The 22,731-nt window shown below is 38.7% G+C and carries 22 protein-coding genes and 2 pseudogenes; 22 read left to right on the top strand and 2 right to left on the bottom strand.

What is annotated here, in order from left to right:
• Positions 1-280: 280 nt before the first annotated feature.
• The 4 genes from WAZ07_RS00635 to WAZ07_RS00650 are packed head-to-tail and all read left to right on the top strand — an operon-like array spanning position 281 to position 5,024.
• Complete coding sequence (locus tag WAZ07_RS00635; RefSeq protein ID WP_336470922.1) at positions 281-1,843, top strand: fatty acid--CoA ligase; 1,563 nt, start codon at positions 281-283, stop codon at positions 1,841-1,843.
• Positions 1,840-2,985, top strand: coding sequence for an acyl-CoA dehydrogenase family protein (locus WAZ07_RS00640; protein ID WP_336470923.1), 1,146 nt, complete (start codon positions 1,840-1,842; stop codon positions 2,983-2,985). Before WAZ07_RS00635 ends, WAZ07_RS00640 begins: the two co-directional genes overlap by 4 nt.
• Positions 2,986-3,003: 18 nt before the next feature.
• Complete coding sequence (locus WAZ07_RS00645) at positions 3,004-3,876, top strand: 3-hydroxyacyl-CoA dehydrogenase family protein (RefSeq protein ID WP_336471398.1); 873 nt, start codon at positions 3,004-3,006, stop codon at positions 3,874-3,876.
• Positions 3,873-5,024, top strand: coding sequence for a thiolase family protein (locus WAZ07_RS00650; RefSeq protein ID WP_336470924.1), 1,152 nt, complete (start codon positions 3,873-3,875; stop codon positions 5,022-5,024). The genes WAZ07_RS00645 and WAZ07_RS00650 overlap by 4 nt, the downstream gene beginning before the upstream one ends.
• A gap of 304 nt (positions 5,025-5,328) precedes the next feature.
• Here WAZ07_RS00650 and WAZ07_RS00655 read toward each other — a convergent pair whose 3' ends face one another.
• Positions 5,329-5,640, bottom strand: coding sequence for a PepSY domain-containing protein (locus WAZ07_RS00655; RefSeq protein ID WP_336470925.1), 312 nt, complete (start codon positions 5,638-5,640; stop codon positions 5,329-5,331).
• A gap of 142 nt (positions 5,641-5,782) precedes the next feature.
• On the opposite strand from WAZ07_RS00655, the gene WAZ07_RS00660 reads away from it, so the two are divergent.
• The 18 genes and pseudogenes from WAZ07_RS00660 (at position 5,783) to WAZ07_RS00740 (ending at position 22,060) form a co-directional block, all read left to right on the top strand.
• Entirely contained in the window at positions 5,783-6,856 is a 1,074-nt protein-coding gene (locus tag WAZ07_RS00660; RefSeq protein WP_090918893.1) for a M42 family metallopeptidase, read from the top strand.
• A 50-nt stretch (positions 6,857-6,906) separates the two neighbouring features.
• Entirely contained in the window at positions 6,907-7,416 is a 510-nt protein-coding gene (locus WAZ07_RS00665; RefSeq protein WP_336470926.1) for a DUF84 family protein, read from the top strand.
• A 256-nt stretch (positions 7,417-7,672) separates the two neighbouring features.
• Complete coding sequence (locus WAZ07_RS00670; RefSeq protein WP_090918897.1) at positions 7,673-7,987, top strand: thioredoxin family protein; 315 nt, start codon at positions 7,673-7,675, stop codon at positions 7,985-7,987.
• 221 nt (positions 7,988-8,208) lie between these two features.
• Positions 8,209-9,021: a DUF1444 domain-containing protein gene (locus WAZ07_RS00675; RefSeq protein WP_336470927.1), complete on the top strand. Its 813-nt coding sequence runs from the start codon at positions 8,209-8,211 to the stop codon at positions 9,019-9,021.
• A complete protein-coding gene (gene ytpR, locus WAZ07_RS00680; RefSeq protein ID WP_090918901.1) occupies positions 9,018-9,632 on the top strand; it encodes a YtpR family tRNA-binding protein in 615 nt (204 codons plus the stop codon). Before WAZ07_RS00675 ends, ytpR begins: the two co-directional genes overlap by 4 nt.
• Positions 9,633-10,112: 480 nt before the next feature.
• Positions 10,113-10,472: a thiamine transporter gene (locus tag WAZ07_RS00685; protein ID WP_336470928.1), complete on the top strand. Its 360-nt coding sequence runs from the start codon at positions 10,113-10,115 to the stop codon at positions 10,470-10,472.
• 9 nt (positions 10,473-10,481) lie between these two features.
• On the top strand, positions 10,482-11,312 hold the full coding sequence (locus WAZ07_RS00690; protein WP_336470929.1) for an N-acetylmuramoyl-L-alanine amidase family protein: 831 nt from the start codon (positions 10,482-10,484) through the stop codon (positions 11,310-11,312).
• A gap of 215 nt (positions 11,313-11,527) precedes the next feature.
• Positions 11,528-12,724 (top strand): hypothetical protein, encoded by a 1,197-nt coding sequence (locus WAZ07_RS26165; protein WP_413788865.1) that lies wholly within the window; start codon positions 11,528-11,530, stop codon positions 12,722-12,724.
• A complete protein-coding gene (locus tag WAZ07_RS00695; protein ID WP_413788866.1) occupies positions 12,724-15,216 on the top strand; it encodes a DNA translocase FtsK in 2,493 nt (830 codons plus the stop codon). The genes WAZ07_RS26165 and WAZ07_RS00695 overlap by 1 nt, the downstream gene beginning before the upstream one ends.
• 61 nt (positions 15,217-15,277) lie before the next feature.
• Entirely contained in the window at positions 15,278-16,399 is a 1,122-nt protein-coding gene (locus tag WAZ07_RS00700) for a nicotinate phosphoribosyltransferase (protein WP_090920548.1), read from the top strand.
• A gap of 316 nt (positions 16,400-16,715) precedes the next feature.
• Positions 16,716-18,029 carry a UDP-N-acetylmuramate--L-alanine ligase gene (murC, locus tag WAZ07_RS00705; RefSeq protein WP_336470930.1) on the top strand — a complete coding sequence of 438 codons (1,314 nt, stop codon included), beginning with the start codon at positions 16,716-16,718 and terminating at the stop codon, positions 18,027-18,029.
• A gap of 359 nt (positions 18,030-18,388) precedes the next feature.
• A complete protein-coding gene (locus tag WAZ07_RS00710) occupies positions 18,389-18,802 on the top strand; it encodes a MerR family transcriptional regulator (RefSeq protein WP_336471399.1) in 414 nt (137 codons plus the stop codon).
• Positions 18,792-19,701, top strand: a pseudogene (locus tag WAZ07_RS00715) (DMT family transporter). The gene WAZ07_RS00710 and the pseudogene WAZ07_RS00715 overlap by 11 nt, the downstream one beginning before the upstream one ends.
• A gap of 64 nt (positions 19,702-19,765) precedes the next feature.
• Positions 19,766-20,320 carry a GNAT family N-acetyltransferase gene (locus WAZ07_RS00720; RefSeq protein WP_336470931.1) on the top strand — a complete coding sequence of 185 codons (555 nt, stop codon included), beginning with the start codon at positions 19,766-19,768 and terminating at the stop codon, positions 20,318-20,320.
• A 64-nt stretch (positions 20,321-20,384) separates the two neighbouring features.
• Complete coding sequence (locus WAZ07_RS00725; protein WP_336470932.1) at positions 20,385-20,795, top strand: PH domain-containing protein; 411 nt, start codon at positions 20,385-20,387, stop codon at positions 20,793-20,795.
• Between the two features lie 201 nt (positions 20,796-20,996).
• The gene (locus WAZ07_RS00730; RefSeq protein ID WP_336470933.1) at positions 20,997-21,257 is read left to right on the top strand and encodes a hypothetical protein; all 261 of its coding nucleotides are present in this window, start codon (positions 20,997-20,999) and stop codon (positions 21,255-21,257) included.
• A 17-nt stretch (positions 21,258-21,274) separates the two neighbouring features.
• On the top strand, positions 21,275-21,454 hold the full coding sequence (locus WAZ07_RS00735) for a hypothetical protein (RefSeq protein WP_336470934.1): 180 nt from the start codon (positions 21,275-21,277) through the stop codon (positions 21,452-21,454).
• Positions 21,455-21,484: 30 nt separating this feature from the next.
• Positions 21,485-22,060, top strand: a complete 576-nt coding sequence (locus tag WAZ07_RS00740) for a histidine phosphatase family protein (RefSeq protein ID WP_336470935.1) — start codon at positions 21,485-21,487, stop codon at positions 22,058-22,060.
• A gap of 47 nt (positions 22,061-22,107) precedes the next feature.
• Here the strand turns inward: WAZ07_RS00740 and WAZ07_RS00745 are convergent.
• A pseudogene (locus WAZ07_RS00745) lies at positions 22,108-22,731 on the bottom strand (NAD(P)/FAD-dependent oxidoreductase); the annotation flags it as partial.

Here is a 22,731-nt window from a genome sequence, read left to right on the forward strand (position 1 = left end):
TTTATATGTGTAAAATCTGTTCAGAGTTTGTTTATCAAGGATTGTTTATATATAAATACGAGTTAAAACTCTTTCTTAACGAAGCATTTGATGAACAAGTCAAATGCTATTTGTTTATCTGTTTTTAACTATCAAAGCGAATTGTAGTTGTCTTTATTTGTCGAAAGATTCACCTGTAAAGTGTTCTGAAAATTGTTATAATAATCCCCAAGTTATCTTGTTTTTAAAGGAAGATAGCTTAAAAAATGAAAGCGTTTTAATGAATAGGGGGGAAGATGTCGTGTATATGACTATTGGGAAACTACTGGAATTAACGACTGGAAATTACCCGAATAAGGAAGCGATTGTTGAGCCTGAAAAACAGATTTGCTGGACGTATGCAGAGTGGAATGAACAGGTAAATAAACTCGCTCATGCGTTTCAACAAAGCGGAATCCGAAAAGGCGACTGCGTTTCGACATTTCTTTTTAATGGCAGCGCGCTGGCGACAACGTATTTTGCTTGTGCAAAAATAGGAGCTATATTTAATCCCATCAACTTTCGATTAAAACCACAAGAACTTACCTATATATTAGAAGATGCTTCTCCTAAAATCGTACTTTTTGAACAGCAACTATCCTCCCAAGTACAAAGCATTCATACACAATTTCCTCACATTCAGTTCTGGTACATCAATCAAGATCAGCCATCATTTGCTATTTCTTATGAAGAAAAAATAGCAAATGCTACGCCGCATTTCGAAAAAATAGAAGTAAAAGAGGATGACATTTGTTCCATTATGTATACAAGCGGAACGACAGGGCATCCAAAAGGTGTGCTCCATCGCCACCGGGAAATTCTTGATCAAAGCTTAATGGGCGTTGCTTATTTACATTACACGGAAAATAGCCGCGGCCTTGTGACAGCGCCGATGTTTCATTGTGCCGAGCTTCATTGTTGTTTTATTCCGAGGGTACATAGCGGTGCGACAAATATCATTCTTCATCATTTTGATGCAAAGCTTGTCTTGGAGACAATTCAAAATGAAAAGGTGACGGTTATGTTTGCGGCACCGACGATGTGGAATATGCTGCTGCAGGAAGATTTAGCGCAGTATGATTTATCATCGCTTCAATACGGTCTATACGGAGCTGCTTCGATGGCACCTGCACTTGTCAAAGCTTGCGATGAAAAGCTGAAGGTTTCGCTCGTACAAGCTTACGGAATGACGGAGATGGGACCAGCCGTTGCATTTTTAAGGGAGCATGAGCAGCTTTCGAAAGTTGGTTCAGCAGGAAAGGCTGGGTATAATCATGAAATTCGCATTGTTCGTCCGAGCGATGATGGACCGTCTGAGCCGGATGATGTGTTACCTCCATATGAAATTGGAGAAATTATTATGAGAGGCCCATGTGTGATGGCGGGGTATCACAACAAGCAAGAAGCGACGGAAAAGGCTTTATATAAAGGATGGTATCATTCAGGAGATTTAGGCTATGTAGATAAAGATGGATATTTATATGTAGCCGATCGCGTTGATGATATGGTCGTAAGCGGCGGAGAGAATATATACCCACGCGAGGTAGAGGACTTTTTGTACACGTATGAAGGTGTGTTAGATGTTGCGGTATTGGGGGAGAAGGATGACCTGTGGGGGCAGCGCGTCGTTGCGTACGTTGTTTCAAAAGACGGGTCGCTTACAGAAGAAATGCTCGATGAATATTGTAAACAAAGCGATAAACTCGCTGATTATAAACGCCCACGTAGGTATGTATTTACCGAGCAGCTGCCGAGAAATGCAAGCGGGAAAATTCAAAAGTTTATTTTACGTAATCAAGGGACAGAGGTGAAAAAAATACGATGAAGCATGCCTATTTAGAGGAGGAGCATCACATTTTTCGTGATGCTTTTCGTAAATTTTTAGAAAAGGAAGCGTACCCCCACTATAACCAATGGGAGAAAGATGGTATCATTCCGCGGTCCCTCTGGAGGAAGATGGGAGAGAACGGCTTTCTTTGTCCAATGGTAGAAGAGAGGTATGGCGGAGCTGAAGCTGATTTCGGATACTCTGTAGTAATTAATGAAGAGCTAGAAAAGGTTGGTTCAAGTTTAGTAGGAATTGGTTTACATAATGATATTGTCGTTCCGTATTTGACGGCATATGGAACAGAAGAACAAAAGAGGCGCTGGCTTCCAAAGTGTGTGAGCGGTGAATATATTACCGCCATTGCGATGACAGAACCGGGAGCAGGTTCTGATTTAGCTAGTATTCGTATGGCGGCACGCAAAGAAGGCGATCATTATGTAGTGAATGGTGAAAAAATATTTATTACAAACGGTATTCATGCGGATTTAGTCGTTGTTGTTTGTAAGACAGATACAACTGTAAAACCGGCGCATAAAGGGATTAGTTTACTCGTTTTAGAAAGAGGAATGGAAGGGTTCAAGAGAGGAAAAAAACTCGAAAAAGTTGGATTGCATAGCCAAGATACAGCCGAACTTATTTTTGAAGATGTGAAAGTTCCTGTTTCTAATTTGCTAGGAGAAGAAGGAAAAGGTTTCTACTATTTAATGGATAAATTACAGCAAGAACGCCTCATTGTTGCAATTGCGGCAATAACAGCAGCGGAAGTGATGCTGTGTTTAACAAAGGACTATGTAAAAGAACGAAAAGCATTTGGGAAGAGTATAAGTGATTTTCAAACTGTCCAATTTAGACTTGCCGAAATGTATACAGAAATTGAAATTGGCCGCACATTTGTGAATGAATGTATTACAGCGCATATGCAAGGCGAAAATATTGTGACGAAAGTGTCGATGGCAAAGTGGTGGATAACAGCTATTGCAAAGAAGGTGGCGGCAGAGTGTATGCAGCTGCACGGCGGGTATGGGTATATGGAAGAATACGAGATTGCAAGAAGATACCGAGACATTCCAGTAAGCGCTATTTATGCGGGGACAAATGAAGTTATGAAAAATATTATTGCGAAAAGTATGGGTTTGTAATGAAAGGGGAGGAAAATGATGATTCAAAATATTGCGGTGATCGGTGCTGGGATTATGGGAAGTGGTATTGTTCAGGCATTAGCGATGGGCGGAAAGTGCGTAAAAATGTATGATGTCTCAGAAGAAAGTATACAAAAAGCATATAAAGGGATTACAACAAGCCTAGAACGTTTTGTGAAGGCTGGGCGGATGAGCGAAGAAGAGAAAGAGCAAGTGCTTGCGAATATCATGTCTACTATAACGCTAGAAGAAGTATGTAAAGATGTAGAGCTTATTATTGAAGCTGCTCCTGAAAATTTGCAGTTGAAAAAAGAGATTTTTAAACAGCTAGATAGCTATGCTTCCGAGTCGACTATTCTTGCGACAAATACATCTGAATTAAGTGTAACGGCGATTGCAAGTGCGACAAATCGCTCAGAGAAAGTGTTAGGGATGCATTGGTTTAATCCAGCACCTGTTATGAAACTGATTGAAATTGTGAGAGGAGTTGATACAGCGGAACATACAATACAAATAGTGAAAGATTTAGCAGAAGAGATTGGAAAAGAAACCGTTGTTGTGAAAGACATGCAAGGGTTTGTTACCTCGAGGGCGGTTGCGGTGCATTTGTTAGAGTGTATGCGTATGTATGAAGAAGGGATAGGAAGTAAAGAGGAAATTGATAAGGCGATTAAACTTGGCTTGAACTATCCGATGGGGCCATTTGAGTTAGCGGATTATGTTGGGTTAGATACGATGCTATTTGCAAGTCAAGGCTTAAGTGAAGCGTTTGGTGATAGATTCCGTGCTCCGCAAACACTTGTAAAACTTGTAGAAGCAGGACATCTTGGAAGGAAAACAGGAAAAGGGTTCTATCATTATGAAAAAGGGAAAGTAGGAGAGAGAATATGAACCGAGAAGTTGTAATTGTTGAAGCGGTACGTACGCCAGTTGGAAAAAGAAACGGTGCGTTTCGTGAACTCCATCCAGTGCAACTTGCAGCAGTTGCACTGAATGAAGTGACAAAGCGTGCAAATATAGAAAAAGAAATGGTAGAAGATATTGTCATGGGCTGTGTGACACCAATTGCTGAGCAAGGTTTTAATATTGGTAGACTTTCTGCTTTAGAGGCAAATTTTCCAATTACAGTTCCTGCCGTAACAATTAACCGTCTTTGCGGTTCGGGGCAACAAGCGATCCATTTTGCGGCGCAAGAAATTAAATCTGGTGATATGGATATTACCATTGCTGCTGGTGTTGAGCATATGACAAAAGTACCAATTTTAAGTGATGGCAATGCGAATACAATTCCGAGTAGTCTTCATGCAAAATATGAATTTGTACATCAAGGTGTATCAGCAGAAATGATTGCTGAAAAATATGGAATTACAAGAGAGCAGCTAGATAACTATGCCTATGAAAGCCATCAGCGCGCACTACAGGCAATAGAAGCGGGATACTTTAAGCGGGAAATTGTCCCAGTAAATGGGATAGATAAAGAAGGCAATGCAATACTTGTTATAAATGATGAAGGACCAAGAGCAGACACTTCTCTTGAAGCATTAGCCAATTTAAAAACTGTATTTAAAGAGGACGGATCGATTACAGCAGGGAATGCGAGTCAAATTAGTGACGGAGCAGCGGCTATTTTGTTAATGGATAGCGAAAAAGCGAAAGAATTAGGGCTGAAAGCGCGGGCGCGGATTGTGAATCAAGTTGTTGTTGGTTCAGATCCGACAATGATGCTGGACGGCGTCATTCCAGCGACAAAAAAAGTACTGCAAAAATCAAACTTAACAATTCATGATATGGACGTAGTAGAAATTAACGAAGCATTTGCTTCTGTTGTTCTTGCATGGCAAAAAGAACTGGAAGCAGATTTACATAAAGTAAATGTGAACGGCGGTGCCATCGCATTAGGACATCCGCTTGGAGCAACAGGCGTGAAATTGATGACATCCCTGCTTCATGAATTAGAAAGAAGAAACGGAAAATACGGCTTACTTACGATTTGTATCGGACATGGGATGTCAACGGCTACAATTATTGAAAGAATATAACCGTAGATTCATGTCGTATATTGTAAACTTGCCAATATATAAAGACTTTCCGTTGATACATTGATGTTATAAGTAAAAGGGTGCAGAAATAAATCTGCACCCTTTCTATATAAATCCATTTTGATTTTTTGACAGATAGATTGCTGTTATGTAGAAACAAAAGGAGTCTGTTACTTGCTTTCTCCTTTTGTTTGAACTTCGCATGTGGCAGAAAAAGGCCCTGACCGCTTCTATGTATGGCCAGATGCTCTCGCCCATCTAAAAAGAAAGGTTTTATGCCGGTTTTTTAATTTGGATTTATATATTAAGCAACTTTTACTTCTAAGATTGTACCTGTTTTTGCATCTACTAAAAATTCAAATCGTTCTTGTACATCGTGTAATAATGTTGTAATACCGCCGCGGTATACATCGTAAGTAACATCATATTTTTCAAACGTCTCGGGAACCATATGTACCCAAGAACCTGTAATTTCACCCTTATGACTTAATGCTTGTTTCACCATTCTTAATGCTTTTTCAGAAGAAATGTGGGACTGTTCTTGTACTTTGTTTGCAACAACATACCCAGCTGCAAATCCTAAACCAACACCCGCTAATAAGCTTTTCCAGTTCATACATTCACCTCTACCTTATTAAAGTTTCTCCTTATAAGTATAAATCAAATTACATAAAAAAAGAAGAAACTAGAAAGATTTCGAAAATTTCGTTACAATGAAAAGAGTGATTCTATTACTGGATTGAAGGAAGGATACCGCGATGAATAAAGAGACAATGGAACTATTTCGTACGTTAACAGAGCTGCAAGGTGCTTCAGGATTTGAGCATGATGTGCGTCGCTTTATGAAGCAAGAACTGAGCAAATATTCAGATGAAATTGTACAAGATCGTTTAGGGAGTATCTTCGGTTTAAAGAAGGGTGACGAAAATGGCCCGCGTGTTCTTGTAGCTGGTCATATGGATGAAGTTGGCTTTATGGTAACGCAAATTACAAAAAACGGAATGGTTCGTTTTCAAACATTAGGTGGCTGGTGGAGCCAAGTATTACTAGCACAGCGTGTACAAATTATGACAGACAACGGTCCGATTATCGGGGTAGTAGGGTCTGTTCCTCCGCACTTATTAAGTGATGAACAACGTAACAGACCAATGGATATAAAAAACATGTTAATTGATATTGGTGCAGATAGCCGTGAAGAAGCACATGAAATTGGTGTGAAACCTGGTCAGCAAATTGTGCCAATTTGTCCGTTTACACCGATGGCAAATCCAAAAAAAATTATGGCAAAAGCTTGGGATAACCGTTATGGCTGCGGCCTTGCGATTGAGTTATTGAAAGAGTTAAAAGATGAAAAATTGCCAAATACACTATATTCTGGTGCAACTGTACAAGAAGAAGTTGGCCTTCGCGGTGCACAAACAGCTGCGAATATGATTCAGCCTGATATTTTCTACGCGTTAGATGCAGGACCAGCGAACGATGCATCAGGAGATAAAACACAGTTTGGTCAAATTGGAAAAGGTGCTGTACTTCGCTTGTATGATCGTTCTATGGTAACACACCGCGGCATTCGTGAATTTATTTTAGATACAGCGGAAACACATAACATTCCGTATCAATACTTCGTATCACAAGGCGGTACAGATGCAGGACGCGTACATACAAGTAACTCTGGTGTACCATCTGCTGTGATTGGTGTATGTGCTCGTTACATTCATACACATGCTTCGATTTTACATATTGATGATTATGCAGCAGCGAAAGAATTGCTGATTCAATTAGTAAAAGCAACAGATAAAACAACATTTGAAACAATTAAAGAAAATGTTTAATATGGAAAGGCCGAATGCGGCCTTTTCTTTTTAAATTTTGAGGTGAAAACATGAAAGTAGCAGTTGGATCAAAAAACAAAGTGAAAGTAAATGCGGTTCAGCAAGTACTTACAGAAGCAGAAATTGTTTCATTGTCTGTCCCGTCTCATGTGTCAGCACAGCCATTTTCTGATGAAGAAACGCTGCAAGGTGCAAGTAACCGGGCAAAATTAGCATTAACAGAAGGGAAAGCGGATATTGGAATTGGTTTAGAAGGCGGCGTAATGCATACAGACCATGGCTTGTTTATGTGTAACTGGGGTGCTTTAGCAACGAAAGAAGGTAAGCTATTTACCGCAGGCGGAGCACGTATGAAATTGCCAGATGAGTTTATTCAGCCTCTTGAAGAAGGAAAAGAATTAAGTGAAGTGATGGAAGACTATACGAAGCAACGTGACATCCGCAGTAATGAAGGAGCAATCGGTATTTTTACAAACAATTATGTAGATCGGACGGACTTGTTTGTGCATGTTGTGAAGCTATTGGTTGGACAATATATGTATGACAGAAACAAAGCATAAACCTTGCACCGTACCTCATGTATGGTAGTATATAAATACAAATTAAAAAAACGACATAAAAACCCTCTTTCTTTGTTAAGTTGGCAAGAGCATCTGGCCATGTGTAGAAGCGGGCAGATCCTTTTTCTGCCACATGCTAGGATTAAAACAAAGGGAGCAAGCGAGTACAGGACATGTTTTAATGTGCATGGCAGCGACTTACATAAAGGAAGATTAAATTAGTAAATACATACTTCTTTTTAGGGAGGAAATATAAATGAAATCATTAGAAAGTATGGAGCAATTTCAAGAATTGAAAAACGAAGAGAAAGTGATCTTTTTATTCTCAGCAGATTGGTGTCCAGATTGCCGCTTTATCGATCCATTTATGCCAGAAGTGGAAGAAAAATATAGCGAGTTCTCTTTCTATTATGTAGACCGCGATGAGTACATCGATTTATGCATCAAATTAGACGTATTTGGTATTCCAAGCTTTGTCGCTTACAATAAGGGAGAAGAAATTGGCCGCTACGTAAACAAAGATCGTAAAACACAAGAGCAAATTGAAGAGTTCATTGAAGGTTTAAAATAAAGTGAAACTTCCATCAGTGGGGATTTTTTCATCTCCACTGATGGTTAGTTGAACCAATCGGGCTTTTACGGAAAGTTATCCCCCGCCTATCTTCTTTGAATCTTGAGCGGGGGTTACTGTCCGTTAATGCGGGGTAAGCTGTTTCCAGTTAATTAGAATGCGAAAAACAACCTCTATCTTCATATGTGGAGGTTGTTTTTTTCGGAAGGGAGGTAAACAATATGAAAATGACGAGTAAAAAGATGAAAGACGAATTAATGAAGCGCCTTGCAAGGGCAGAGTGGAGCTTTCAGTACGATAGTGAAAAGGAAACACTTCGCATTGAGCAAACAAATACGAAAAAGGGAATTACAGTTTCTCTTCCAGGTATTGTAGCGAAGTGGGAGGTAAAGAAAGAGAAGGCAATTGAAGAAGTTGTCTATTACGTAGAAGAAGCCCTCGTTGCGATGCATAAAGAAGTAGCGAGTACGGCGAAAATTTTGCCTGTTATCCGTTCAACTTCTTTTCCGAAAGAAGCAGAAAAAGGAAATCCGTTTGTCATGACGGAACATACAGCAGAAACACGTATTTACTATGCATTAGATTCAGATAAAACATACCGCCTTATTGATCAGCGTTTGCTGGAGCAAATCGGGATGACAGAAGAACAAGTGCGTGAAATGGCATTGTTCAATGTGCGCTCTTTACGCACTGATTTTAAACGAGATGAGGTCGCTGGAAATACGTTTTATTTCTTAAATACAAATGACGGGTATGATGCAAGCCGTATTTTAAACGATTCATTATTACGAGAGATGCGTAAACAAATTTCAGGTGATATGGTTGTTGCGGTTCCGCACCAAGATGTATTAATTGTTGCTGATATCGTGGACAAAATCGGTTATGATATTATTGCACAAATGACAATGAAGTTTTTTGCAGAAGGTCATGTTCCGATTACATCACTTTCATTCGTATATGAAGATGGTAATTTCGAACCAATCTTTATTTTGGCGAAAAATCGGAAGGAACGAAGTGAAAAAGAGAAAGGATGAACAAAGTGAACGTTTTTTATAACCTTGAAGGTATTGGGGATACACTAATTGTTGCCCTGCAAGATATTACATTAGAAAACCGCACATTTGAACGTATTGGAGATGTAGCACGCGTTTTCGATCGCGAAAGCAATGTAACAGCAGGATTTAACATTTTTAATGCTTCTTCTTATATGGAAATAACAGAAACAGGTAATCTTACATTAACGAAAGAGCTTGTTGAAAAGATCAATGAAATTTTAGCGAAGAACGATTTTACAGAAAAAGTAGAAGCGGATCTTTCTCCAAAATTTGTTGTTGGTTACGTAGCAGAAAAAGAAAAGCATCCAAATGCGGATAAATTAAATGTGTGTAAAGTAGAAGTTGGTACAGAAACATTACAAATCGTATGCGGTGCACCAAACGTTGATGCAGGCCAAAAAGTAGTTGTTGCGAAAATCGGTGCAGTAATGCCAAGTGGTATGTTAATTAAACCAGCAGAGCTTCGCGGCATTCCATCTTCCGGCATGATTTGCTCAGCACGTGAATTAGAGCTTCCAGATGCTCCGCAAGAAAAAGGAATTCTTGTACTTGAAGACAGCTACGAAGTTGGACAAGAGTTTAAGTTTTAAATATATGATTGTAAAAAATAGAGCTGACTACAAAAGGCACGTAAGTACCTTTTGTGGTTAGCTTTTCTTTTTGTATATCCATCGATATATTGGCGATTCTCACAATATATCGACCATTCTTTAAAATATATCGGCGATTCGACGCAATATAAAGACTCTTTAACAATGTTCGACACGCTTTACAACCGCGATACACAAATATGGGAGAGTGACTTTAATCCTAAACGTAAACATATGGAGAAAGCTTGTACGCAAATGTATTGAAAAGGTCCGGGAGACGGACTTTTTCTTATGTATAGGCTCTTTTTTTGGAATATATACATCCATTTGGATTTTTTAACAGATAAGTTACTTCCATGTATGTCCAGATGCTCTCGCTCATCCTAAAAAGAAAAGGGTTTTTGTTTTATTCAGGAAAATAATTGTATTTCTAGATTAAATTAGGTAAAATCTAGAAAAATATGAAAAGAGGTATACTGTATGATGCAGCATCCAAAAGTTTACGAACTGTTTCAACTCATTCAAACTTCTCGTATTCATGATATTGAATTGCAAGCGTTAGAAATTTACCTATTTCATAAACAAGAATTTGAAGGTGGGCAAATTGGTTACCGGTATGATAAGAAAGGAAATTCATTAGTAGGAGCAAGAGAAGGAAATTGGCAAGAAAGCTGGTTTGTGATTGGGTATGATACGGATCTTGGTGATCCTGTTTTTGTAGATATACAGAATTTACATGTGTATACTGCAGAGCGGGGGATGAGTACTTGGAATCCTGCTTGTATTGCGAATCATGTAGAGGAAATCATAGAGCAAATAAGAAATTCTTTTCATAGATAGGAAGATAATATGAAGTACATAAAAAAGGTTTTTGTAATGATGATAGCTGCACTTTGTATGATAGGATGTACGAAGGAAGCTGCTAAAACATCAACTAAGCAAGAGGAAAAGAAGTCTCCTCATGTTGAAAATCCTGTACAAAACAATGAAACGAAAGCTGAGCAAGTGAAAGAAGAGCCAGCACCTGCTCCTGCCAGGGAAAAAACAAAGTTCATTGTATGTATTGATCCAGGTCATCAACGAAAAGCGAATTTGGAATTAGAGCCAATTGGCCCAGGGGCAACGAAACAAAAGTATAAAGTAACAGATGGAACGACAGGAGTTGTAACGAAAAAACGAGAGTACGAACTAAACCTAGAAGCTGCTGTTCTATTAAAAGAGATGTTAGAGGCAAAAGGCATTGAAGTGGTCATGACAAGAACGACGCACGATGTGGATATAAGTAATAAAGAACGGGCAGCAATTGCTAATGAGCATCATGCGAATTTGTTTTTACGAATTCATGCAGATGGTTCGGAAAGTGCAGCAGAAAAGGGGTTTGCAGTGTTAACGCCGTCAAGAGAGAATGCTTTTACAAAAAACATTTATCGAGAGAGTTTAACCGCTTCTGAGTTCATTGTGAATAAAGTGAAGGAAAATAGCAATATACAAGTAAATGGAATTAAATTTCGTGATGATTTGTCTGGGTTTAACTGGGCTGAGGTACCAGGAGTTTTGTTAGAACTAGGGTTTATGTCAAATCCGGAAGAAGATAGAAAACTATCAGATGTGAATTATTTACGTTCTTTGCTGCAAAGTGTGGCAGATAGTGTTGAGAGTTATCGAGTGAGTAAAGGGTAAATTTTTTCTTAGCTCCATCTTATAGGAAAATGGGCAAGAAAACCCCACTTCAAGATCCAGAGGAGATAAGTGGCGGGAGTTTTCATATGGAGCAGTTTTTATTTAATAATGTTTTTTATTTTTCTGTAAATGAAATGAAAGTAATTTCATCTGCACTTTTTGCTGAATGCTGATACAATAAAGGGTGTTACTATTTAGTAGAAAGAGTGGTAAGCATGTTAGATTGGATGAAAAAGCTTTTTAAAAAAGAGGAAGAAAATGAAGCGCCAGCATTAAGAGCAATAGAAACACCTGCAGAGAAAAAAGTTACTTCTCAGATCCCTCGTGTAAACTACTACTCTAATAAACGACAAGATGAGCTGCAAACGTCCAAGTCATATTCGGGTGGTAAATTCCGTTTTCCGTTAATTCCTGATGATGGATTTGACGAGAGTACGCAGGAACCATTTCGTCTAGAAAAGCCAGCTATACAAGAAAGACCGATCAGAGAACAGCACCGATCAAGACGAGTAGAAGAAGTGCAAGAAATGACATATATGGAACCAAGTATTGAGAAGGTAAAATCTACTTCTAGAGATGAAAGTAATCGAAGACCGTTCCGTCCATCAGAAATGGTTTCGCCCATTTTTGGATATAACCGTCCAGAACCAAGACAAAAAGCAAATGAGGAAAGTAACCAACAGCAGCAAGAAGATATTGAAATATCAATGGAGGGAAAATCAGTTGTTGATGCGTGGTTAGAGAAGAATGGCTATATAAGTTCGGGTTTATCACAAGATGGATTAACAGAACAAAATCAAGCTGAACCTACCATTGTCAAAGCGGATGCAGAGCAAACAGAAAGTAGCAAATCGATTGTGGATACGTGGCTAGAGAAAAATGGAGCAACGTTACATAACCATGAAGAAGAACAGCTGGATATGTCTGAAGATGTTATCGTACGAAATGAAGATTTTACTCAGCAAATTCATATATTTGAAAGTGAAGGACAAAAACCTACTGTTATAGAGACAAGCTTTGAAATGAATGAAGAAATTGAGAGAATAGAAGAGTCTGTTACTGAAGAAGTAATGAGCGAAGTATCTTTCATAACAGAAGAACCAGTTATGGAAGAAGCGCCAGTGGAAGCAGAGGAATCTGCGGAGATGGAAGAGCCAACTGAAGAGAAATTACTGGAAGAAGTAATGAGTGAAGTATCTTTCATAACAGAAGAACCAGTTATGGAAGAAGCGCCAGTGGAAGCAGAGGAATCTGCGGAGATGGAAGAGCCAACTGAAGAGGAATTACTGGAAGAAGTAATGAGTGAAGTATCTTTCATAACAGAAGAACCAGTTATGGAAGAAGCGCCAGCGGAAGCAGAGGAATCAGCAGAGATAGAAAAGTCAACTGAAGAAAATTACTGGAAGAAGTAATGAGTGAAGTATCTTTCATAACAGAAGAACCAGTTATGGAAGAAGCGCCAGTGGAAGCAGAGGAATCTGCGGAGATGGAAGGGCCAACTGAAGAGGAATTACTGGGAGAAGTAATGAGTGAAGTATCTCTCATAACAGAAGAACCAGTTATGGAAGAAGCGCCAGTGGAAGCAGAGGAATCAGCGGAGATAGAAGAGTCAACTGAAGAAGAATTACTGGGAGAAGTAATGAGTGAAGTATCTCTCATAACAGAAGAACCAGTTATGGAAGAAGCGCCAGTGGAAGTAGAGGAATCAGCGGAGATAGAAGAGTCAACTGAAGAGGAATTACTGGAAGAAGTAATGAGTGAAGTATCTTTCATAACAGAAGAACCGGTTATGGAAGAAGCGCCAGTGGAAGCAGAGGAATCAGCGGAGATAGAAGAATCCGCTATAGAAGATAAAGATTTTGAGCTAGTGGTAGAAACATCTTCAGCAATGGAAGACTCTGATATGCAAGAAGAAATTTTAATCGTAGAAGAATCTGTTATTCAAGAGGAAACATCTGTAGCAGAGGAATTTTCAGAGATAGAAGAATTTACTGCGAAAGAAGAAACATTTGAAGCTGAAGTATCCGTGGAAACAGAAGAAGCGGTTGCCAAAGAGTTTGATGAAGTACCAGAAGCAGAAGGTTTCACTCAAGAACAAACGGCAGAATTTGTTCAAGCTGATGAGCAAACACAGCAAGCTGTACAAAGCTTTGCAAATGTACGAATAGAAGAAACGCAAGATGTAGCTAGGAAACAACCGGAAGTGAAAATGGAGCAAAAACAAAAGGTGATTGAAGAACCAAAACGTGAGAAAAAGCGTTTCGTTCCGTTTAATGTGGTGATGTTGAAACAAGATAAACGTATGTTAGAAGAAAAACGTCGTGTAGCAATGGCGGCGCAACCCGCTCATACGCAACAAGTGATTGAGCAAAAACAAAATATTGAGCCACCAGTAGAAAAGCAGCCAGTGCAAGAAGAAATGACGCACCGAGTTGTTGCAGAAACAGCGCAAGATGTTCGTAATGTTTTACAAGCGCCGCCAACATACGAGTTTCCGCCATTAACACTTTTAAATGTTCCAAGTCACCCGGCGACAAATGCCGCTGAATGGTTAGAGGAACAAAAAGAGTTGTTAAATACGACATTCCATAATTTCCATATTGGTGCAAAAGTTGTGAATGTAACGCAAGGGCCAGCTGTTACTCGGTTTGAAGTGCAGCCAGAGCCTGGTGTAAAAGTAAATAAAATTACGAACTTAAGTGATGATATTAAACTGAACTTAGCTGCTCGTGATATTCGAATTGAAGCGCCAATTCCGGGTAAAAATGCGGTTGGAATTGAAGTGCCAAATAAAGAAAGTAAAGCCGTATTCCTTCGAGAAATTTTACGAAGTCCAGTCTTTACGAAAAGTGAATCACCACTTACAGTCGCACTTGGTCTTGATATTTCAGGAACACCGATTGTTACGGATATTCGAAAAATGCCGCACGGTTTAATTGCTGGGTCGACAGGATCAGGAAAAAGCGTATGTATTAATGCAATTTTAACAAGTATTTTATATAAGGCGAAGCCACATGAAGTAAAGCTGATGTTAATTGATCCGAAGATGGTGGAACTTGCACCGTATAATTCTGTACCGCACCTTGTTACACCGGTTATTACGGATGTAAAAGCAGCAACGGCAGCCTTAAAGTGGGCAGTAGATGAAATGGAACGCCGTTATGAATTGTTTGCGCATGCAGGTGCGCGTGATTTACCACGTTACAATACAATTATGAATGAACAAGAAATTCCAGGGGAAACGTTGCCGTATATCGTCATTGTGATTGATGAGTTAGCTGATTTAATGATGGTTGCACCAGGGGATGTAGAAGAAGCGATTTGCCGCATTGCTCAAAAAGCAAGAGCTTGTGGAATTCATTTATTAGTAGCGACGCAGCGTCCATCTGTAGATGTAATTACAGGATTAATTAAATCAAATATTCCAACGCGAATTGCTTTTACAGTGTCATCGCAAGTAGACTCTCGTACAATAATTGATATTGGCGGAGCTGAGAAATTACTTGGACGCGGCGATATGTTGTTTTTAGATAATGGAACGTCAAAACCGGTTCGTGTGCAGGGGGTATACGTTTCAGATGAGGAAATTGAAAAGTCTGTTGCGCATGCGAAACGTCAAATGAAGCCAAATTATTTATTCCAGCAAGAAGACTTATTGGCAAAAACAGAACAACAAGAGTCTGAGGATGAGCTGTTTTTTGAGGCATGTCAATTTGTTGTGGAACAAGGGGGAGCGTCCACGTCTTCTGTGCAGAGAAGATTCCGTATTGGTTATAACCGTGCCGCTCGTCTTATTGAAGAAATGGAAGCGCAAGGGATTATTTCTGAAGCACGCGGAACAAAACCAAGAGATGTCCTCATTACAGAAGATGAATTTGCTGCGATGCAGGATATACATGTATAAGAAAAGGTTTTGCTGTATACTAAGAGAAAACGTTGGATAGTAAAGTAGGGAGTATAGCGACATGAAAGAAATCGAACTAAAATTACAAGGTGAAATAAAGCGACTGACAAATAAGACGTTCAAGTTTGATGAGCGCGTTGGCGAAGGATGGTTTTCAGCGGTTTATTTCTTAAAAACTCGTGATATTATTAAAGAATTTCGAGCTGGAAGCGTTGTGACAATGCAATTTTTCCAAAAGGAACATGCTGTATTATGTGGAACAGATGAAGTGCTTGCTTTATTACAAACATTTGCGGAGCATCCTGAAGAGCTTGAAATTCACTCTTTAAAAGATGGAGATAAAGTAAGTCCGTTTGAAACGGTATTAACGATTCGCGGACCGTATGAGTATTTCGGCTATTTAGAAGGTGTCATTGATGGTATTTTAGGACGCCGCACTTCTGTGGCAACAAATGTATATAACGTTGTACAAGCTGCGCGCAGCGTTCAGAAAGAGAAGCCTGTTATTTTCATGGGCGACCGTGATGATCATTATACGCAACAAGCGGGCGATGGTTATGCTGCTTATATCGGCGGCATGAGCGCACAAGCAACGCATGCAATGAATGAATGGTGGGGCAGAAGCGGAATGGGAACAATGCCTCACGCTTTAATTCAAATGTTTAATGGTGATGTTGTAGAAGCGGCAAAAGCATATCATAAAAAGTTTCCAGAAGATGAGCTAGTCGTACTAATCGATTACAATAACGATGTAATTACAGATGCACTTCGTGTTGCTCGTGAGTTCGGATCAGAACTAAAGGGAGTACGTGTAGATACATCTCGCACGATGATTGATCAATACTTCATTCGTCACCCAGAAGTACTTGGCACATTTGACCCGCGCGGTGTGAATCCATCTCTTATTTTTGCACTTCGCAAAGCATTAGATGACGAAGGATTCCAGCACGTGAATATCGTAGTAAGCGGCGGCTTTGATGAAAAACGAATTCGTGAGTTTGAAGCACAAAATGTTCCTGTTGATATTTATGGTGTCGGCAGCAGTTTATTAAAAATGAACATTGGCTTCACAGGTGATAACGTAGAATTAAACGGAAAACCAGAAGCAAAAGCAGGACGTAAATATCGTCCAAATCCGCGTTTAGAACGAGTTCAATTACAAGCAAGAGGAGACGCGGAATAAAGTGAAATTCCCATCAGCGCGGGGATTCTTCACCTCCGCCAATCTTCTTTATTTCTCTCTGAATGTTAAGGCGGGAAATAACTAATTTTAAACAGTAGAATAAACGGAAAAACTGGTAGGGAATTGACCCTATCAGTTTTTCTGTTATCATAGTATAACGGATTGTTTTTTGCTATAATAAGTTTGTTATGGACTTATACGGAAGCTTGGACGTGATTATAAGAAATCCGTGATGATTACCAAAATAAGAAGAAAATCATATACTGTCTTATAGATAGACCGTTGGAATAGTTCGAAATGTTGGAGGTTCTTTAAGATGACAGTTTACCATTTTGTAGGAATTAAAGGGACAGGGATGAGTGCTTTAGCGCAAATTTTACATGATATGAAGCACACTGTTCAAGGTTCTGATGTAGACAAACGTTTTTTTACGCAAACAGCGTTGGAAAATCGTGGGATTTCTATCCTACCTTTTGATAAGAAGAATATTGAAGAAGGACAAGTGATTATTGCAGGAAATGCATTTCCAGATACGCATGAGGAAATTGAAGCTGCAAAAGAACTAAACTTGCCTATTTATCGCTACCATCACTTTTTAGGTGATTTTATGAGCAAGTATACGAGCATTGCTGTAACTGGTGCTCACGGAAAAACATCAACGACAGGATTGTTATCTCACGTGATGCAAGGAGCGAGCCCTACATCTTGTTTAATTGGTGATGGAACAGGAATGGGAGTAGAGGATAGTAAGTATTTTGTATTTGAAGCGTGTGAATATCGCCGTCATTTCTTGTCATATCATCCAGATTACGCAATTATGACAAATATTGATTTTGATCACCCAGATTACTTTGCGGACATTAATGATGTATTTAGTGCGTTTCAAGAGATGGCGCTGCAAGTGAAGAAAGGGATTATTGCGTGCGGTGATGATGAAGAACTTCAAAAGATTCATGCGAAAGTACCAGTTATTTTCTATGGATTTGGCGAAGATAATGATTTCCAGGCACGTAACATTCAAAAACGAACAGATGGCACTGGATTTGATGTCTTTGTTCGTAATACGTATTATGGGACGTTTGACATTACAGGTTACGGCAATCATAGCGTACTAAATGCATTAGCAGTTATTGCTCTTTGTCATTATGAAAACATTGATGTCGAAGTTGTGAAACAGCAGTTAACAACATTTGGCGGCGTAAAGCGTCGTTTCAACGAAAAGGTAGTAGGTGAGCAAGTAATTATTGACGATTACGCACATCACCCAACAGAAATTACCGTGACAATTGAAGCAGCTCGTCAAAAACATCCAGAACGTGAAATCGTAGCAGTATTTCAGCCACATACATTCTCTAGAACACAAAAATTCTTAGATGAATTTGCAGAAAGCTTACGTAAGGCAGATCAAGTATATTTATGTGATATTTTCGGTTCTGCGCGTGAAAATAGAGGAGAATTAACAATTCAAGACTTGCAGCAACGCATTGATGGTGCAGAGCTGGTTACAGTTATGACGACAGAAGTATTAAAGAAACATAAAAACGGCGTACTTATTTTTATGGGCGCTGGTGATATTCAAAAGTTTGAAGCTGCTTACGTAAAAGAAGTGCAAGTAGCGGAGAAGAAATAAGAAAATGAAAAAGACGTGTAGAGATGCACGTCTTTTTTGTATGTGAAAAATAAAAATCTTTATATGTATTTTGCGTAATACGTGATTTGTAGATGAGGGAATAGTTTTATAAAATTAGGTTGCGCAGTAAGAAAAGTGGAAGGGAAGAAATGTGCAGCAAAGGCTAGTTAATTTGAAAATTGACTTCGCTTTTAAACAGTTATTATAGTCTTGATAGGTGCATGTACTTATTGAGCTCACATATGAATAATAAAAAAGGTTGTTCTAAAAATGAATTTTTTAGACAACCTTTTTTATTATTGACCTAGAGTTAACTCTAGGTTGTAAGATGAAATTGTGGAAATTAAGGGGGAGATATGATGTATACAATTGGCAAAGTCGCAGAGTTAACAGGAATGAGCATTCATACACTTCGTTATTATGAAAAGTTAGGATTAGTGTCGCCGCCAAAACGAAATCGCGGTATTCGTCAATATACAGATGGAGATGTGCAGTTTTTACAATTTCTATATTCTTTAAAACAAACGGGAATGTCATTAGAGGAAATTGCAGAGTTTGCAAGTGACGGTTGTATTTTAGAAGAAATTAAGCAAAGGAAAGAAGACGTATCTTCGAAAATAAAAAAGCGCATTTCCATTTTAAAAGGTCATTTAAAAAAGATAGAAGTTCAAAAGAAACAATTAGAACGGGTAATTCAACTTACAGAACAAAAATTAGAGATTTATCATGATTTTTTAGGAGAAAAGCACTTGGAGGACGATGATGAAAAATAAAGTGTATTTACAGTTGTTTGGATTTGCATTATTTACTGGTGGAACATTTAACGTTTCCAAATATGCAGTACAATATTTTTCAACTGCTCACATTGCTGCGTGGCGTTTCGGCATAGCGGCGTTTGTTATGTTAAGTATTTTAGTTTATCAGGAAAAATTTGAAGTTGGAAGAGTGTAAACAGAATATTGGTTACTACATGTTACTTGGGATAGTTGGTGTATTTGGGTTTAATTTCTGTTTCTTTTTAGGAATGAAAAGTACAGAGGCTATAAATGGCTCACTCATTATGGCTACGAATCCACTTGTTACGACAATATTAGCGAGGCTGATTTTACAAGAAAAAATAGTGAGAAGGCAAGTAATCGGAATGGCATTTGGATTTATTGGTGTAATACTTGTTATTACACAAGGGCCATTCTCTATTATACAGAATTTATCTTTTTCCATAGGAGATTTGTTTATTTTATTGGGTAATGTTTGCTGGGGATTATATAGTGTATTAAGTAGAAAGCTTATTAAAAGTGGAAGTCCTATGCACACAACGACATATACGATGATTGTCGGAGCAATTGCTTTTCTCTGCGTTTCTTCTTTACAGAAAAATATAGTGCCTATTATGGATATTCCTCTATTCGCCTGGCTTTCCATCTTATTTATGGCTATTGGAACAAGTGTATTCGGCTATTTATGGTGGAATAACGGGGTGGCTCAAATTGGGGCCGCAAAAACATCATTGTTCTTTAACTTAGTTCCAGTTGTAACGATGATGATTTCTTTTCTAAATGGTGTAAATATAACTGCGGCACAAGTACTCGGAATGATTTTGGTAATTAGCGGTGTTCTTCTTTCATCGGGATTTTTTACATTACGTGTTAAAAAAAGTAGTATAAATCTGTAATTTTTATTAACAATTTACAAATTAAAGTGTTAGAATAATAAGAAAATAAAAAGGGGATTTAGAAATGTTTACACTAAGAGTCGATGAAGAAATCGAACTACAATTGTTAGAAAAACATCATAAAGATGAGCTGTACAAATTAGTGGACAGCAACCGAGAATATTTACGAGAATGGCTTCCGTGGGTCGATCGCACGAAAACAGCTGAAGTATACAATGAAATCTTTCCAATGTGGTTGCATCAATTCGCAGATGGAAATGGTTTTCAAACAGGTATACGGTATAAAGGAAAACTCGTTGGGATGGTTGGTATGCATCCGGTGAATTGGGGAAAGAAAGCGGCAAGTCTTGGGTATTATCTTGCGGAAGAAGCAAGTGGAAAAGGTATTATGACGCGAAGTGTAGAGATTGTACTTCGTTATGCTTTTGAAGAATTACAATTAAATAAAGTTGAAATTCACTGCGGAGCAGAAAATGTAAAGAGCCGTGCAATTCCAGAACGACTTGGTTTTCACTTAGATGGAATTATGCGTGATGGCGAATGGTTATATGATCATTTTCACGACATTGCGGTGTATAGTATGTTAGCGAGAGAATGGAAGGAAAGAAGCGTATATTAGGGCGCTTCTTTTTTTCTGAATTTACTAACAATAAATGGTATAATATGGATAAGAGGTGATGGAAATGGAATTTCACGTGAAAAAGAATCCAATTATGATACTGTTTACTGTTATTATGCTGCTACTTGTCGTAATCTCTCCTATTATATCATTCACGCTGAATGAAAAGGGGTGGCTAGCAGGACTTGTGGTAGGAATATTATTTCTAGCTGTCGAGATTATTTCTATTTCTGAAATATTTGTGTTTCAACATAAAATCGTTAATGATGAGCTCGTAACAGGGCATTGGTTAACAAAGAAGAAAATTCCGCTTGTAAGTATTCGAGCAATCCGGTTTGTTGGAAAAAGTAAGAGAAATTTAGAAATTACGTACGGTAATAATTTTGAAGTACATATGATTACAATGCCAAAAGAGAAAGAAAAATTTATGGAGCTGCTTTTGCAAGGAAGTCCTTATGTGAGAATAGAAAACTAAGTAAATAAACCCCTTAAACCCCTTTCTTTTAGGTGGGCGAGAACATCTGGGCATGGAAGCGGTCAGGGCCTTTATACATGTCGATTGGAGTAGGGATTTTAGCAATCGTACTTCTCTATTATTTTCATTATCGATATGAGAAAAGTAAAGGGAAGAAATCTTTTAAGCAATAAAATATCAGTATTCATCGGAGGGGTCTCTATGAGCATTCGTTGGCATAAACCGGATTGTCGGCAAGATTACATGGTTTTTGACACGCTATGGGAAGCTGAAGAGTGGAGAGGCTCTATCAGTAACAATATGTATGCGGGAGTTTTTGATGGATATACAACTCCAGACGAGAAAGTTGCCTATGTTTTGGCTTTTCGTTTGGCAAGTGTTCAACGATTTCATGTTCATACGGATACAGTTTGGCTTGGCGATAAATTGATGTATGAAGTATGGGTTACTCCATCTACTTAAAATAGGGGGACAGAGATATGGAATCTGGGACGGCTTTATATAGTATTTTTTCAATATTAGGACTTGTTTTCTATGTCGCAGCAGCAGCCTTTGTAGTATGTGTTATGTTAACTGTATTAAAGAGAATGAGAGAACGAAATGAGTATTTAAAAGATATACGAGATGAGCTTAGAAAGAGGAATAATACTTCGAACTAAGTTCATTTTTCATAATTTGGAGGTTTTCACATGACTAGAATAGGGATCATTCGTCACGGGAGTACACCGTGGAATAAAGAAGGAAGAGCACAGGGGAGTTCAGATATTTCCCTTGATCAAGCTGGAATAGTAGATGCATATAAACTAGCAGAGCGTTTGCGTAAGGAGAATTGGGATTTCATATATTCTAGTGATCTATTAAGAGCAAAGCAAACTGCTGAGATTATTGGAGGGGAAATTTCGAATATCCCTCTTTATTTGGAAGCTAGACTTCGTGAAGCAGGCGGAGGGCAAATTGAAGGGACAACGGAAGAAGAGAGAATTTTAAAATGGGGAAAGAATTGGAGAGAGCTGGATTTAGGGATTGAGGGTACTGATAGTGTTATAGCGAGAGGTCTTTCGGTCATTGAAGAGATTGTATCTAAACATGATAACAAGAATATATTAATTGTTAGTCATGGTGCATTTATTAAACATCTTCTAAAGAAATTGGTACCTCAATTACATATGTTAGAATCCCCGAAAAATACGTCCTTAACGAAACTTATTCAATTAGAGAATGGTTGGGATTTAGAATTATATAATTGCACCGTACATTTAAGATAGAGGAGGGCAAGCGCCCTCCTCTATCCATGTCCTTTTTCCAAATAGACTTATACAATTTTTTTAGAGGCCTTGTTATTTGAATAGAGACGTTCCCAAAGTTCGTTCATTTTGCTTCTGCCACTATCAATCTCAGGATTGAATTGGATTGCAGCCTGTTTGCGAATTGTCCAGACATTTTGTATTGCTTGTTGTAGTTTCTGATCGATTGTGCCGAGTCCTTTTCCGGCATGTTTAGCGATAGATAATCCAGCCGTTGTCCCTTGGGCCATGGCAATTTTTCCGCTTTCGATGCCAGTAATATTACCAGCGACAAATAGCCCATCCAGAGGGGTTTCCATCGCTTCTGAATGATGAGGTACGTGGCCGCCAAGTTCAGGAATGTATTGAAACGGGCATCCGGCAACAGCAGCAAGCTCTGCTAGCGGATATAGGCCGCCTGCAATACAGACGAAATCCGCATTGTAAATTGCTTCAGATCCCCGAATAATATTGCCATTTGCATCAATATCAGCGATACGTACCCCTTCCACTTGATCCTTACCGATAATTTCAAGTGCTGCTTTCCGAAGCTGGAGAGGCGTACCATTTACTTTCATGCCGTTTTTCGGATAAAAGTTTAAGCCGATTTTTCTCATCCAGTCACTTTTCATGAAACGACTCCCGATGCGCAG

Source organism: Bacillus bruguierae, assembly GCF_037104725.1.
In the GTDB taxonomy this organism is placed as follows: domain Bacteria; phylum Bacillota; class Bacilli; order Bacillales; family Bacillaceae_G; genus Bacillus_A; species Bacillus_A bruguierae.

Bases quoted from the DNA above. Each gene is read 5' to 3' on its own strand.
- WAZ07_RS00690 (WP_336470929.1), top strand. From the start codon at position 10,482: ATGAAGTACATAAAAAAGGTTTTTGTAATGATGATAGCTGCACTTTGT.
- WAZ07_RS00660 (WP_090918893.1), top strand. From the start codon at position 5,783: ATGAATAAAGAGACAATGGAACTATTTCGTACGTTAACAGAGCTGCAA.
- WAZ07_RS00670 (WP_090918897.1), top strand. From the start codon at position 7,673: ATGAAATCATTAGAAAGTATGGAGCAATTTCAAGAATTGAAAAACGAA.
- WAZ07_RS00695 (WP_413788866.1), top strand. From the start codon at position 12,724: ATGAGTGAAGTATCTTTCATAACAGAAGAACCAGTTATGGAAGAAGCG.
- WAZ07_RS00640 (WP_336470923.1), top strand. From the start codon at position 1,840: ATGAAGCATGCCTATTTAGAGGAGGAGCATCACATTTTTCGTGATGCT.
- WAZ07_RS00730 (WP_336470933.1), top strand. From the start codon at position 20,997: ATGAGCATTCGTTGGCATAAACCGGATTGTCGGCAAGATTACATGGTT.
- WAZ07_RS26165 (WP_413788865.1), top strand. From the start codon at position 11,528: ATGTTAGATTGGATGAAAAAGCTTTTTAAAAAAGAGGAAGAAAATGAA.
- WAZ07_RS00675 (WP_336470927.1), top strand. From the start codon at position 8,209: ATGAAAATGACGAGTAAAAAGATGAAAGACGAATTAATGAAGCGCCTT.
- WAZ07_RS00665 (WP_336470926.1), top strand. From the start codon at position 6,907: ATGAAAGTAGCAGTTGGATCAAAAAACAAAGTGAAAGTAAATGCGGTT.
- WAZ07_RS00720 (WP_336470931.1), top strand. From the start codon at position 19,766: ATGTTTACACTAAGAGTCGATGAAGAAATCGAACTACAATTGTTAGAA.
- WAZ07_RS00650 (WP_336470924.1), top strand. From the start codon at position 3,873: ATGAACCGAGAAGTTGTAATTGTTGAAGCGGTACGTACGCCAGTTGGA.
- WAZ07_RS00735 (WP_336470934.1), top strand. From the start codon at position 21,275: ATGGAATCTGGGACGGCTTTATATAGTATTTTTTCAATATTAGGACTT.
- WAZ07_RS00655 (WP_336470925.1), bottom strand. From the start codon at position 5,640: ATGAACTGGAAAAGCTTATTAGCGGGTGTTGGTTTAGGATTTGCAGCT.
- WAZ07_RS00645 (WP_336471398.1), top strand. From the start codon at position 3,004: ATGATTCAAAATATTGCGGTGATCGGTGCTGGGATTATGGGAAGTGGT.
- WAZ07_RS00740 (WP_336470935.1), top strand. From the start codon at position 21,485: ATGACTAGAATAGGGATCATTCGTCACGGGAGTACACCGTGGAATAAA.
- murC (WP_336470930.1), top strand. From the start codon at position 16,716: ATGACAGTTTACCATTTTGTAGGAATTAAAGGGACAGGGATGAGTGCT.
- WAZ07_RS00710 (WP_336471399.1), top strand. From the start codon at position 18,389: ATGTATACAATTGGCAAAGTCGCAGAGTTAACAGGAATGAGCATTCAT.
- ytpR (WP_090918901.1), top strand. From the start codon at position 9,018: ATGAACAAAGTGAACGTTTTTTATAACCTTGAAGGTATTGGGGATACA.
- WAZ07_RS00725 (WP_336470932.1), top strand. From the start codon at position 20,385: ATGGAATTTCACGTGAAAAAGAATCCAATTATGATACTGTTTACTGTT.
- WAZ07_RS00700 (WP_090920548.1), top strand. From the start codon at position 15,278: ATGAAAGAAATCGAACTAAAATTACAAGGTGAAATAAAGCGACTGACA.
- WAZ07_RS00685 (WP_336470928.1), top strand. From the start codon at position 10,113: ATGATGCAGCATCCAAAAGTTTACGAACTGTTTCAACTCATTCAAACT.